7 protein-coding genes are annotated in these 13,421 nt (G+C 69.7%); 5 read left to right on the top strand and 2 right to left on the bottom strand.

Annotated elements, in window-relative coordinates:
- Nucleotides 1–28: 28 nt before the first annotated feature.
- Both VEW47_14760 and pbpC read left to right on the top strand, forming a co-directional pair.
- Nucleotides 29–5,578: an alpha-2-macroglobulin gene (locus VEW47_14760; protein ID HYS06444.1), complete on the top strand. Its 5,550-nt coding sequence runs from the start codon at nt 29–31 to the stop codon at nt 5,576–5,578.
- Between the two features lies 1 nt (nt 5,579).
- Nucleotides 5,580–7,964 (top strand): penicillin-binding protein 1C, encoded by a 2,385-nt coding sequence (gene pbpC, locus VEW47_14765; GenBank protein HYS06445.1) that lies wholly within the window; start codon nt 5,580–5,582, stop codon nt 7,962–7,964.
- A 14-nt stretch (nt 7,965–7,978) separates the two neighbouring features.
- On the opposite strand, the gene VEW47_14770 is transcribed toward pbpC, so the two are convergent.
- Nucleotides 7,979–8,593, bottom strand: coding sequence for a GNAT family N-acetyltransferase (locus tag VEW47_14770; GenBank protein ID HYS06446.1), 615 nt, complete (start codon nt 8,591–8,593; stop codon nt 7,979–7,981).
- Entirely contained in the window at nt 8,590–11,493 is a 2,904-nt protein-coding gene (uvrA, locus tag VEW47_14775; GenBank protein ID HYS06447.1) for an excinuclease ABC subunit UvrA, read from the bottom strand. Before uvrA ends, VEW47_14770 begins: the two co-directional genes overlap by 4 nt.
- Before the next feature lie 253 nt (nt 11,494–11,746).
- Here uvrA and VEW47_14780 point away from each other — a divergent pair, with 253 nt between their 5' ends.
- From VEW47_14780 to VEW47_14790, 3 genes are read left to right on the top strand one after another with little or no spacing between them, the layout of a single operon-like run.
- Nucleotides 11,747–11,962, top strand: coding sequence for a hypothetical protein (locus VEW47_14780; protein HYS06448.1), 216 nt, complete (start codon nt 11,747–11,749; stop codon nt 11,960–11,962).
- Between the two features lie 36 nt (nt 11,963–11,998).
- Nucleotides 11,999–12,373, top strand: a complete 375-nt coding sequence (locus VEW47_14785) for a hypothetical protein (protein ID HYS06449.1) — start codon at nt 11,999–12,001, stop codon at nt 12,371–12,373.
- Between the two features lie 38 nt (nt 12,374–12,411).
- On the top strand, nt 12,412–13,413 hold the full coding sequence (locus VEW47_14790) for a D-2-hydroxyacid dehydrogenase (protein HYS06450.1): 1,002 nt from the start codon (nt 12,412–12,414) through the stop codon (nt 13,411–13,413).
- The last annotated feature ends 8 nt before the right edge of the window (nt 13,414–13,421 follow it).

Consider the following 13,421-nt stretch of genomic DNA (forward strand, 5'->3'; position numbering starts at 1 on the left):
AACGTCCGTATCGAGCAGAGGAGGGGCCGTGAGCCTGGTGCCTGATCTCAAGCGCAAGGTCGGCTGGAAGGACATCGTCATCGCGGCGCTCGCGTTCGTGGTGGTGCTTCTGGGGACGGTCGTCTTCCGCGAAAACGTCTCCTTCGCCACCTGGATGGCCCGCTTCGGCGCCGGCGGCAAGCCGGTGGCGGTGTTCGACGTCCAGATCGATCGCGAGGGGCGGCGGTTCATCGACGTCCTCTTCGACATGCCGATCGGCGAGGGGCATGAGGGGGCGGCCCTCGATCCGCCGCCGGCGAAGATCGACCCGCCGCTGGCCGGCGTCTGGCGCTGGCGCGACCACAGCGTCCTGCGCTTCGAGACCTCCGACCGGCTGCCGATCGCGACGGAGTTCACCATCACCCTGATCCCCAAGGTCGTGATCCCGGCCGGTTACCGTCTGCAGGGGGATCGCAAGGTCACGGCCAAGACCGACCGGTTCCTCGTCGAGCAGCTCGACGTCCGCGAGGAGCAGGGGCTGGCGGGGAAGAACGAGACCCTGCTGCGCGGCACCGTGCGCTTCAACTACCCGGTCGATCCGCGCATCCTGCTCGCGAAGTTCAAGGTCATCGATCCGCTGAAAGGCCAGTCGGCGCCGATCGACGTCGAGCTGGAGACCTCCTACGAATCGAACGTGTTCGGCTTCCGGACGCCTCCGTTCGCCAAGCAGAAGAGCGAGCGCACCCTGCGCCTGGTCGTGGCGAAGGACCTGACACCGCTCGGCGGCAACGTCACCCTCGGGGACGATTTCGTGCGCGAGCTCATCATCGGGTCGAACGTGACGCTGACGGTGCGCACCGTGAAGATCGACGCGGGAGAGAAGGAGACCACGTTCCGGCTCGACCTGTCCTCGCCCGTGAACGCCGGTGTCGCCTCGACCTACGTCAAGATCGATCCCGACGTGAAGGTGCGCCTGAGCGTCGATCGCAACGTGCTGTCCCTGACCGGCCCGTTCCGGCCGGGCCAGACCTACACGCTCAGGGTCGGAAAAGGGCTGCCGGCGGTGGACGACGCGGTCCTCAAGGAGGACTGGTCGAACCAGCTGAGCGTCCCCAATCTCGCTCCCTCCCTCGTCTTCCAGAGCGAGGGGATGTTCCTGTCGCGGACCGGCTACCGCACCGTGGCGATCGAGTCGATCAACGTGCCCGGGATGCACGTCGCGGTCGACCGCATTTACCTGAACAACCTTTTCTTCCTGTTCCAGTACTTCGCCTACTCCTATCAGGGAAGCACCTACTACCCGCAGCGCGTGGCGCGGCTGCTCGGCGACCGGCTCGTCGAGAAGGACATGCCGATCCACGGCGCGGCGAACACGCGCGTCGTGACCCCGCTGCAGATCGACAAGATCCTCAAGGAAACCGAGCCGGGGCTGTACCGCGTGATCGCGACGGGCGGCGCGGGGGGCGTCGGCGGCGGCAGGGCCGGAGGGGACGAGGGGGACGATGAAGGGGACGACGAAGGGGAAGGCGGCGGCGGCTACGGGGGGTACTCGGGACAGGCCGAGCAGCGTCTCGTGCTCCTCACCGACCTGGGGCTGGTCGCCAAGCAGTACGACGACGGTTTCATCGTCTGGGTCTCCTCCTTCAAGGACCTGTCGCCGGTGTCGAACGCCCTGGTCCGGGTGATCAGCGATCAGAACCAGACGCTGGCCGAGGGGCGCACCGACGGGACCGGCGTGTTCCGCATCTCGGGGTTGCGCGATCGTCTGAAGAAGTCCCCTCCCTACCTCGTGACCGTCGAATCGGGAAAGGACTTCAGCTTCCTGCTCCCCGGCCAGATGCGCGTCGATCTCACCGGACTCGACACGAGCGGGGCGCAGGGAGGGGCGACCGGGTACACAGCCTACCTGTACGGCGAGCGCGACCTCTACAGACCCGGGGAGACGCTGAAGGGGGTCGCGGTGGTGCGCGACGCGGATCTCAACGCGCCGCCCCCCATGCCGGTCTCGCTTCGGCGTCGCGATCCTCAGGGGCGCGAGCGCGAGACCCTGGCGTTGCGCACCGACAAGCGCGGCATCGCAGAGTTCACCATGGAGGTGCCCGCGGAGACGCTCACCGGCAAACACAGCCTTGAGCTGATGGTCGCGAACGAAACCATCGGACGCTACCTGTTCCAGGTGGAGGAGTTCGTCCCGGACCGGATCAAGGTCGAGATCGCGCCCGTCAAGAAGGACGTCGGTCCGGGGGAGGACCTGGCCTACGACGTTGTCGGCGCCTACCTGTTCGGCCCGCCCGCCGCAGATCTGCCGGTCGAGACCCGCGTGCGCGTGATGGACGCCGATTTCACGCCTTCCGGGTTCAAGGAGTTCACCTTCAGGAACACCCAGCGCATGCTGGCGGCGCGCGAGATCCTCGAGCAGGACACGACGCTCGACGACAAGGGACGCAAGCGCTTCAGCGTCCGCGTGCCCGAGGGGGCCGCCGTCCCGGCGTCGCTCGAGGCGGAGGTCACGGCGCGCGTCTCGGAGAAGGGGGGACGCGGCGTGTTCGCGATGCAGAAGGTCCGCCTGCACCCGTACCCTTACTACGTCGGCGTGCGGCGCCTCGACAAGGGGTACGCGACCCCCGGGCACGAATCGTCCTTCGAGTACGTGGCGGTCGATACGACAGGGAAGGAGCGTCCCTCGGGAGGGCTGCGCGCCGAGCTGCTCCAGGACCGCTGGCACACCGTCCTGCGACGCACTCCGAACGGGACGTTCCGCTACGAGTCGAGCCGCGAGCCGGTCCTGATCGACAGCCGCGCGGTCGCCGCCGGCAAGGGGCGGGGGACGGTGACGTTCCTGGTCCCGTCTTCCGGATCGTATCGCGTCGTTCTCACCGATCCCGACACGCAGGCCTCCACCGAAGAGTCGTTCTACGCCGCGGAGTACGGCTACGCGCCGTGGGCGATCGAGAACCCGGCTCGCGTCGAGCTGCAGCTCGACAAGGACGAGTACCAGCCCGGCGAGAGCGCCAGCGTCCTGGTCAAGGCGCCGTTCGCCGGAAAGCTGCTCCTGACGGTGGAGCGGGACCGCGTGTTCTACACCTCGGTCCAGATGCTGAGCGGCAACACCGCGAAGATCGAGGTGCCGGTGCGGGAGGAGTACCGGCCCAACGCCTACGTCACGGCGACCCTGGTGCGGGCCGTTGGGGACCTGGAGGTCGGATCGGCGGGCCGGGCGTTCGGGGCCGTGCCGATCGGCGTAGACCGTACCTCGAACCGCCAGCTCCTCACCGTGTCGGCGCCGGACCAGGTGCGCAGCGAGACGACGCTCGGCATCAAGGTCAAGGCGGACCCGGGAGCGACGTTGACGGTGGCGGCGGTGGACGAAGGGATCCTGCAGCTCGTCGCCCAGCCCACGCCGGATCCGTTCGCGCACTTCTACCGGAAGCTGGCGCTCGGAGTGGTGTCGTACGACACCTTCACGATGCTCCTTCCGGAGGTCAAGCCGGAGGGGAAATCGCCGGCCGGCGGCGGCGAGGCCGAGGCCGGCGTGGGGCAGTTCGTGCGCACCGAGGGGATGCGCCGCGTCAAGCCGGTCGCCCTGTGGTCCGGGGTCGTCGAAACGGACGGACAGGGGGATGCGGCCGTCAGCTTCAAGCTGCCCGAGTTCCAGGGGGCGCTGCGCGTGATGGTGGTGTCGTCGCGCGGCCGCCGGTTCGGCTCGGCCGACCACATGGTGCGCGTGCGCGATCCGATCGTCGTGCAGCCGACCTTCCCGCGCTTCCTGTCGCTCGACGAGACGTTCCAGATCCCGGTGAGCGTGCGGAACGATACGGGGAGGGACGCCCCCTTCAAGGTGACGCTGGCGGTCACCGGGCCGGTCGATCTGCCGCAGGGGAAGGTGCTTTCGATCGACGTCCCGAACGGTGCGGAGAGGCTGGTCTACTTCCCGGCTAAGACGGGCGAGAACGGCGGGGACGTCCACTTCGAGGTCACGGCCGAGGGGAACCAGCAGAGCATCCACGCCACGGCCGACCTGCCGGTCCGCCCCGATCTCCCGGCCCGCACGCGCGAGAGCGCCGGGGCGTTCCAGGAGAAGACGATGTCCCTTCCGATCGAGGACAGCGCCTGGGCCCGCCCCGGGACGCTGCGGCGCACGCTTCGGATCGGGCCGGTGCCGCTGCTGCAGTTCTCGGGGAAGCTCGAGTACCTGCTGCACTACCCCTATGGCTGCATCGAGCAGACGGTGTCCACCGCGTTCCCGTTGATCTACCTGGAGGACCTGGCGCGCCAGCTCACCCCGGAGATGTTCGGCAAGGGGAAGCCGAGCCCGGCGGTCTTCGTCCAGCACGGCATCCGGCGGGTCGCGACCATGCAGCTCGTCGATGGGTCGTTCACCCTCTGGCCCGGGGGCACCCTGCCGCATCCGTGGGGCACGGTCTACGCCACCCACTTCCTGATCGAGGCGAAGCGCGCCGGCTACGAGGTCCCCGACTACATGCTGACGAACGCCCTCAAGTACCTCGCGTCGCACACCCAGGCGAAGCAGGAGTACGGCTCGGACGAGCTGCAGGAGACCGCCTACGCGCTGTACGTCCTGGCGCGCGCCTCCAAAGCCGACCTCGGGACGATGGACTTCCTGCGCGAGCGCCAGAACGCCAAGCTCACCTCGGAATCGCGCGCCCTCCTGGCGGCCGCCTACGCCTTCGCCGGGAACCCCGAGGCGGTCGAGGCGCTGGCTTCGCAGGTCGGCGAGGTGGCGAAGATCGAAAGGCAGACGGGGGAGAACTTCAACTCGACGGTGCGCAATCTGGCGCTGATGCTCCTGGCCCTGGTGGAGGCGCGCCCCTCCGACCCGCGCCTGCCCGGTGTCGTCGACCGCCTCGCCCGCGAGACCAAGGCGGACTATTACTGGACCACCCAGGAGACCTCCTTCTCCCTCCTCGCGCTCGGCCAGTTCTTCCGGCAGCAGGCCCGGAAGCCGGCCTATTCCGGCGCCGTGTTCGCGGGGAGCCACAAGATCGGGACCTTCACCAGCGAGCCGGCCGTGTTCCCGGGGATCACGGGCACGGAGCCTCTGCGCGTCGAGATGAGCGGGCCCTACGAGGCCGGCTCGGCGTATTTCAACCTGCTCACGCGCGGCGTGCCGACCGACACCGCGTTCAAGCCGGACAACGCCGGGCTCGAGATCGAGCGCACGTTCACCGATCGCGACGGACGCGGCATCGACCTGGACAACCTCAAGCAGGGGGACCTGCTGATCGTCAAGGTGCGCGTGCGCCCCCTGAACGGCCCGGTGAGCAACGTCGTGGTCACCAACATGCTTCCCTCCGGTCTCGAGGTCGAGAACCCTCGCCTGCAGACGACCGAGGCGGTGGCGGGCGGCGCCCCGTCCGATCTCTCGCCTTCGTATCTCGACCTGCGCGACGACCGCGTCCTCCTGTTCGTCAACCTGTACAACGCGGGACAGTGGCAGACCGGCTACGCCCTGCTGCGCGCCGTCACGCCGGGGACTTTCCGGCTGCCGCCGCTGCAGGCCGAGGCGATGTACAACCCTGCGCTGAGCGCCACCGGCCCGCGCGGGCAGATCACCGTGAAGACGAGGGAGGCCAAGTAGCGTGCTGCGCGGCAGGGTGCGGCTCCTGGCGTGGACGATCGGCGGCTGTTTTCTCGCCTTCCTCTGCCTCGACGCGCTCTTTCCTTTCCCGATCGCGCTCCTGCACCGGGAGCCCGCCACCGTCGTGGCCGACCGGGAAGGGAGGCCGCTCGCGTTCTTCCTCCCGCCGGACGAGAAGTGGCGCCTGCCGGTGCGTTACCGGGACCTGCCGCCCCTTCTGGTGCGGGCGCTGGTCTCGAGCGAGGACCGCTGGTTCTACTTCCATCCCGGTGTGAACCCGCTCGCCGTGGCCCGGGCCGCGGTCGCCAACCTGCGCGCCGGGCGCGTCCTCTCGGGGGCATCGACCCTGCCGATGCAGATCGCGCGGCTGACCGAGCCGAAGGAGCGGACGCTGTGGGCGAAGGTGCGCGAGTCGTTCCGGGCGGTGCAGCTCGAATGGCACTTCTCCCGGTCCGAGATGATCGAGTTCTACCTCAACCTGGCCCCCTACGGCGGCAATCTCGAGGGGATCGGCGCCGCCTCATATTTCTATTTCGGCAAGCGTCCGGCGCAGCTGTCGCTCGGCGAGATCACCCTCCTCACCGCCCTGCCGCGCTCCCCCAGCCGCTTCGACCCGACGCGCAACCTCGACGCGGCCGAGACGGCTCGCCGCTCGGTCGTGCAGGCGTTGCGCTCGCGCCGGACGATCACCGAGGCGGAGGCGCGCGACGCCCTGCGCCAGCCGCTCCCGTCGGAGAAGCGCCCGCCGCCGTTCCTGGCCCCGCACTTCGCGCGCTACGTCGCCGACACGCTCGCGGGGCCGGCCGCCGGGGGACGGACGGAGCGCGTCCTGCGCACGACGATCGACGGCCGCCTGCAGAGGATCGCCGAGCAGGTGGTCGAGCGCCGCGTGGCCGATCTGCGGGGAGCCGGGATCGGCAACGCCGCGGTCGTGGTGATCGAGAACCGCGGCCGCTCCCTGCGGGCGATGGTCGGATCGGCCGACTTCTTCGACACCGAGCGCCAGGGACAGGTGAACGGCGCCCTGGCGCCCCGCTCGCCCGGCTCCACGCTCAAGCCCTTCCTGTACGGCATGGCGCTCGATGACGGCACGCTGGTCCCCGACTCGTACGTCCTGGACGTCCCGACCGATTTCTCCGGATACCTGGCGGAGAACTACGACGGCACCTACCGCGGGCGGGTGAGCGTGCACGAGGCGCTCACGCAGTCCCTCAACAGTCCGGCGGTGCGCGTCCTGTCCCAGATCGGCGTCGAGCGTTTCCTCAGACTTCTGAGGACCGGCGGCCTGACGACACTCGACCGGCCCGCCTCCGCCTACGGTCTGCCGCTGATCCTGGGCGCGGGGGAAGTCAGGCTTCTCGACCTGGTGGACCTGTACGCCACGCTGGCCGAGGACGGCCTGCACCGGCCGGTCGAGGTCCTGGAGCGCGAGGACGAGAGCGCCGCGGCCCCGCGCGGCGAGCGCCTGCTGTCGCGCGAGACGGCCTTTCTGGTCTCCGAGATGCTGACCGGGATCGAGCGCCCCGACCTGCCGCACGCCTGGGACCTGACACGCGCCGATCCCTCGGTCGCCTGGAAGACGGGGACGTCGTACGGGCACCGCGACGCCTGGGCGGTCGGGTTCACCGCGCGCTACACGATCGGAGTCTGGGTCGGCAACTTCGACGGCGCGCCCTCCAAGGGAATCTCCGGCTCGCGTCACGCCGCGCCGTTGTTCTTCGATCTGGTGCGCGCGATCGAGAGCGGCGGGCCGGCGTCCGCCCTGGCGCGCGACCAGGACATCCTCATCGGCAGGATGGAGGTGTGCGCCCTCAGCCACGAGCGAGCCGGCCCCGACTGTCCGGAGCGCGTCTGGGTCGACTACCTGCGCGGCCGGAGCCGCCTCCCGATGTGCACCTACCATCGCCGCGCCTTCGTCGACGCGCGCACCGGCGACCTGCTCTCGGGCGACTGCCTCGCGAGCCACCCGCACCGGGCCGAAATCCTGGAAGTCTACCCCGCGGAGCTGATCGCCTTCTGGCGCGGCCAGGGTCAGAGCGTGAGCCGCGTGCCGAGGGCCAGCGCGACCTGCCTGGGAGCGACGCCGGTCGGCCCGCCGCAGGTCGTCTCGCCCGACCCCTCGACTCCCTATCGCCTGCGGCGCGACGCCCCGGCCGAGTACCAGAAGATCGCGCTCGTCGCACGAGCCGACGGCGGCGCCGACACCCGCCCCCGGAGCCTGTTCTGGTACCAGGACGGCCGGCTGGTGGCCCGCGGCGCCCCCGGAGCGGCCCTGTTCCTCCCCCTGGTCCCGGGAGAGCACCGGCTCGTCGTGGTCGACGAGGCCGGCCAGTCCGACAGCGTCAGCTACAAGGTGGAATCGGGGCAGGGGGCGGCGGGGGGCTGAGCACCGGGGCCCTCTCAGGCGATCCGGATCCGCATGATCGGCCGCGTTGCGCTGCGGCGCGCGACTTCCTTGAAGCCGGCCTTCCGGAACGCGGAGACCAGCCCGGTCCAGGCGAAGGCCGAAGGGAACGGCGACGCTCCCGGATCGATCGGGTATCCCTCGACGACGCTGCCGCCCCGCTTCCTGACATGTTCGACCGCTGCATGCAGGAGCGGGACGGTGACGCCGGCGCGACGATAGTCCCGGTGGACGTAGAAGCAGGTGATCGACCACACCGGCCGCTCGTCGACCGGGGCGAGGATGCGCGAGTTCGCGAGGACGGGGTACACGGCGCGCGGCGCGACAGCGCACCAGGCGACCGGCCTGCGCCCGTCGTAGGAGAGGAGGCCCGGCGCCTCGCCCGCCGCGACGACCTTCCGGAACGCGGCCCGGTTGTCCGCCCCCTTCCCGCGCACGTACTCGGATCGCTTCCGCCTCCAGTACATGCACCAGCAGCCGCCGCTCGCGCCGCGCGGCCCGAACAGGCGGACGAGGTCCGGCCAGCGCGACGGGGTGAGGGAACGGACGACGAGCCGCGTCGGCTGCGCGCTCCGCGTCGTTGACGCGGAGGCCCGGGCCGGGCGCCTCATGCCCGGGCGGCGGCGCCCTCGGCGCGCGCCACGCCGGGAGCGGACTGGGCGCGCTGCGCCCGGGCGAAGATACGCTTGAGGAAGGCGCCGGTGTGCGACTTTGTGTTACCTGCGATCTCCTCCGGCGGCCCCTCGGCGATGATGAACCCCCCCTCGTCCCCCCCCTCGGGACCCAGGTCGAGGATCCAGTCGGCGGTCTTGATCACGTCGAGGTTGTGCTCGATGACGATGACCGTGTTGCCGGCGTCCACGAGCTGGTTGAGGACTTCGAGCAGGCGGCGGATGTCCTCGAAGTGCAGGCCCGTGGTCGGCTCGTCGAGGATGTAGACCGTCCGCCCGGTGGCGCGGCGGCTCAGCTCCTTCGACAGCTTGATGCGCTGCGCCTCGCCTCCCGACAGGGTCGTGGCCGACTGGCCGAGCTTGATGTACGACAATCCGACGGCGTCGAGGGTCTCGAGCTTGCGATGGATGAACGGGAGGTTCTCGAAGAAGTGCAGCGCCTCCTTCACCGACATCTCCAGGACGTCCGCGATGCTCTTCCCCTTGTACAGGACCTCCAGGGTCTCGCGGTTGTAGCGCCGCCCCTTGCAGGCCTCGCAGGTCACGTACACGTCGGGCAGGAAGTGCATCTCGATCTTGATGATGCCGTCCCCCTCGCACGCCTCGCAGCGGCCTCCCTTGACGTTGAACGAGAAGCGGCCCGGGCGGTAGCCGCGCATGCGCGACTCGGGGACCGATGAGAACAGGTCGCGGATCGGCGTGAACAGGCCGGTGTAGGTCGCCGGGTTGCTCCGCGGTGTGCGGCCGATGGGGGACTGGTCGATGTCGATGACCTTGTCGATCTCCTTCACGCCCAGAAGCCCCCTGTGCCTTCCGGGTCGCATCGGCGTGCGGTAGACCGAGCGCGCCAGGGCCTTGTAGAGCGTCTCGTTGACGAGCGTGCTCTTGCCCGAGCCGGACACGCCGCACACGCAGGTGAACAGACGGAGAGGGAAGCGGGCGTCGATGCTCTTGAGATTGTTCTCCTGCGCTCCCTGCACCGTCAGCCAGCCCTTGTCCCCCTTGCCGTTCTGCGGGAGGCGGCGGCGCTCGGGGATCGGGATGGCCCTGCGGCCGGAGAGATACTGCCCCGTCAGCGACGCGGGGTGCCGCGCGATCTCCTCCGGCACTCCCTGAGCCACGACGCGCCCGCCGTCCTCACCCGCGCCGGGGCCGAGATCGACGACGTGGTCGGCCGAGCGGATCGTCTCCTCGTCGTGCTCGACCACGATGACGGTGTTCCCCAGGTCGCGCATGGCGCACAGCGTGTCGAGCAGCTTGCGGTTGTCGCGCTGGTGCAGGCCGATCGACGGCTCGTCCAGGACGTACAGCACACCGGTGAGACGGCTGCCGATCTGAGTCGCCAGCCGGATGCGCTGCCCCTCCCCCCCCGACAGCGTCGCGGCAGTGCGCGACAGAGTCAGGTAGCCCAGGCCGACGTTCAGCAGGAAGCCCAGCCGCTCCTTGACCTCCTTCAGGACCTGGTGGGCGATCTGCCGGTCCTTGTCGGACAGGCTCAGATCGTCGAACGCCTTCACCGCGTGCTTGATCGTCAGACCGGTGTAGTGGGCGATGTTGTGGCCGGCGACCCTGACCGCCAGCGACTCCGGCTTGAGACGCGCCCCCTCGCACGCCCCGCACGGCTCGAGCGACATGTAGCGCTCGATCTCCTCGCGCAGATGCGACGACTCGCTCCCCTTGTAGCGCCGCATCATCGCCGGGATGACCCCCTCGAAGGCCTTGCGGAAGTAGTAACGGTTGCGCCCCTCGAGGTACTCGAAATCGAACTCCTGGTCGCCGCTTCCGTACAGCAGGATGCGCTGCGCCTCCTTCGGCAGCCTGGCGAACGGCTGCGCGGGGTCCAGGCGCATCTTCTTGGCGACGGCGTCCGCCGCCATGTGCAGCATCGACTTGCCGTATCCCCAGGTCCCCTCGATCGCCCCCTCCTTCACGGACACGCTCGGGTTGGTGATGATCTTGGCCGGGTCGATCTCGAGGTGCGCCCCCAGACCGTCGCACGACGGGCAGGCGCCGTAGGGGGAGTTGAAGGAGAACATCCGGGGAGCGAGCTCGGTCAGGGACGAGCCGCAGTTGATGCAGGCCATCTGGTCCGAGAACAGCAGGTCGCGCCCGCCCTTCTCCCCCAGGATGTTGATCGTCACCAGCCCCTCGGCGATCTTGAGCGACGTCTCGATCGAATCGGTGAGGCGGTTCTTCACGTCCGGCTTCAGCACCAGCCGGTCGACGACGATGTCGACGGAGTGTTTCTTCTTCTTGTCCATCGGGATGCCGTCGGCGATCTCCATGACGTGCCCGTCCACGCGCGCCCGGACGAACCCCTTCCGCGTCGCCTCGACCAGCTGCTTGCGGTACTCCCCCTTGCGCCCGCGCACGATCGGCGCCAGGACCTGGAGGCGACTGCCTTCCGGCAGTTCCAGGATCTTGTCGACGATCTGCTGCACCGTCTGGCGCGTGATCGGCCGGTCGCACTTGTGGCAGTAGGGGACGCCGATGCGCGCGAACAGCAGGCGCAGGTAGTCGTAGATCTCGGTGACGGTGCCGACGGTCGAGCGCGGGTTGCGCGACGTGGTCTTCTGCTCGATCGAGATGGCGGGGGAGAGCCCCTCGATCGACTCGACCTCCGGCTTCTCCATCATCTCCAGGAACTGCCGGGCGTAGGCGGAGAGCGACTCGACGTAGCGGCGCTGCCCCTCGGCGTAGATCGTGTCGAAGGCGAGCGACGACTTCCCCGAGCCGGACAGGCCGGTCAGGACGATCAGGCGGTTGCGCGGCAGCACGAGGTCGATGTGCTTGAGGTTGTGCTCGGCCGCGCCCTTGATGACTATGGAATCTACGGACATGGCGGTGCTTGGGGCCCTCTTGTGGAACCTGCGATCTTAGGGCACGTGTTGCTCGCTGTCAACGCGGGGGAGCGGGCCGCAGCCCGCCCGCGCGGCACGGGTCCGGCTTGCTCGCGCAAGCCTCCCCTCGGTTCGCCTCGCGCCGCCCACCGCGCGAACTCCGCGCGGCGGGGCCCCGGCGCGAGGTCTCACACGGCCGCGCGGGCGGGCTGCGGCCCGCTCCCCCTTGAGATCGACGGTACAATCCCGGACTATGACCGCTCCTCGCACGAAGACGCTCGTCGTCTCCTTGGCGACGGGAATACTCGCGCTCCTCGCCATCGGCGCGTACTTCTACTTTGCGCCTCGGAGTGCGCCCGGTCGGCCGAGCCTCGTTCACCTGGACGCGGGGAACATCAACGCCCTGCGGGATGACTTCAATGCGGCGGCGGGGGGGACGCGTGTGGTGCTCTTGCTGTCGCCGACCTGACCGATCTGCGTGGGGGGGGCCTCCGCGATCGGGGACGTGCTGCGGCGGACGCCGGGGGGGTCGCTGCGTGTCTTCCTCGTCTGGGAGCCGGTGCTGGCGACCGACCTGTCGCCGCCGCTCCCGAGCGTCCTCGCGCGCGTCGCCGATCCGCGGGCGCGGCATTTCTGGGATCGGGGGCGCCTGGTGTCGGCCGGGCTCCTGCGCGTCCTCGAGGCCGGCCGCGCGGGTGGAGAGGGGGCCGATCCCCCCGAGCAGGACGGAATCGTCTGGGACACCGTGGCGGTCTACCCGCCGGGGGTGGTGTGGGGGGATGCCGTGCCGGCGCCCGGCTACGTCGATGGTCCGGTGGTCCGCGTGATCGAAGAGGTCGCCCGGCGGCTGGCATCAACTCCCGAAGCTCCGGGCCGTTAGCGTAGAATGTCGCCCGTTTGACCGGGAGGAATCCAGGCATGCCCGCGCGACAGCGCCGTCTCGTCATCTACCTGCCTCACCGCCAGCCGATCTGGATGCTGCCGGAGGGGTGCCTGGAGACCATCAGGCGCCGGGCCCTGAAGTCCTTCCAGATCGACCTGCCGATGAACGAAGACGCGTTCGTGCGCGTCCTGCCGGGGGCCGAGGTGCTGTTCGCCTGGGGGATCGCGCGGCGGCACGTGGACAAGGCCGACACGCTGCGCTGGATGCACACGCCTCTGGCCGGGGTCGACCGGGTCCTGAGCCCCGAGCTGGTGAAGAGTCCCATCCGCATCACCTCGTCGCGCGGCGTGAACTCCGTCGCCGTGGCGGAGCACACGCTGGGTCTCATCCTGTCGATGACGCGCGGCATCGCCGACTCGGTGCGGGCCCAGGGGGAGAGCCGGTGGGCGCAGCACGAGATCTGGGGCCGCAGACCGCCGGTTCAGGAGCTGCACGGCCAGGTCCTGGGCATCCTCGGCCTGGGGGACATCGGCCGGGAGCTCGCGGTGCGCGCCCGCGCCCTGGGGATGACCGTCTGGGGGCTCGTCCGAACCCCGCGCGCCAAGCCGGACTATGTCGACCGCCTGCTCGCGGCGGGGAAGGAGGAGGCGCTCATCCGCGCAAGCGACGTCCTGGTGCTGGCGGTGCCGCTGACGCGCGACACCAAGGGGATGATCGGCGAGCGGCAGCTGAAGCGGATGAAGCACACGGCCTGCCTCATCAACATCGGGCGCGGTGAGCTGGTGCAGGAATCCGCCCTGGTCCGCGCGCTGCGCGAAGGCTGGATCGCCGGCGCCGGACTGGACGTGTACGCCGCCGAGCCGCTCCCCCCCTCGAGCCCCCTGTGGCGGCTGCCCCAGGTGGTGATGACGCCGCACATCGCCGGCACCCACCCGCAGTACATGGGGCGATCCGCCGAGATCTTCCTCAATAACTTGAAGCGCTACCTCGCGGGCGAGCCTCTCATCAACGAAGTCGACAAGCAGGCGGGGTACTGACGGGCGTT

The organism is Candidatus Dormiibacterota bacterium (genome assembly GCA_035635555.1).
GTDB lineage: Bacteria > Acidobacteriota > Polarisedimenticolia > Gp22-AA2 > Gp22-AA2 > Gp22-AA3.

Bases quoted from the DNA above. Each gene is read 5' to 3' on its own strand.
- VEW47_14780 (HYS06448.1), top strand. From the start codon at position 11,747: ATGACCGCTCCTCGCACGAAGACGCTCGTCGTCTCCTTGGCGACGGGA.
- VEW47_14770 (HYS06446.1), bottom strand. From the start codon at position 8,593: ATGAGGCGCCCGGCCCGGGCCTCCGCGTCAACGACGCGGAGCGCGCAG.
- uvrA (HYS06447.1), bottom strand. From the start codon at position 11,493: ATGTCCGTAGATTCCATAGTCATCAAGGGCGCGGCCGAGCACAACCTC.
- VEW47_14790 (HYS06450.1), top strand. From the start codon at position 12,412: ATGCCCGCGCGACAGCGCCGTCTCGTCATCTACCTGCCTCACCGCCAG.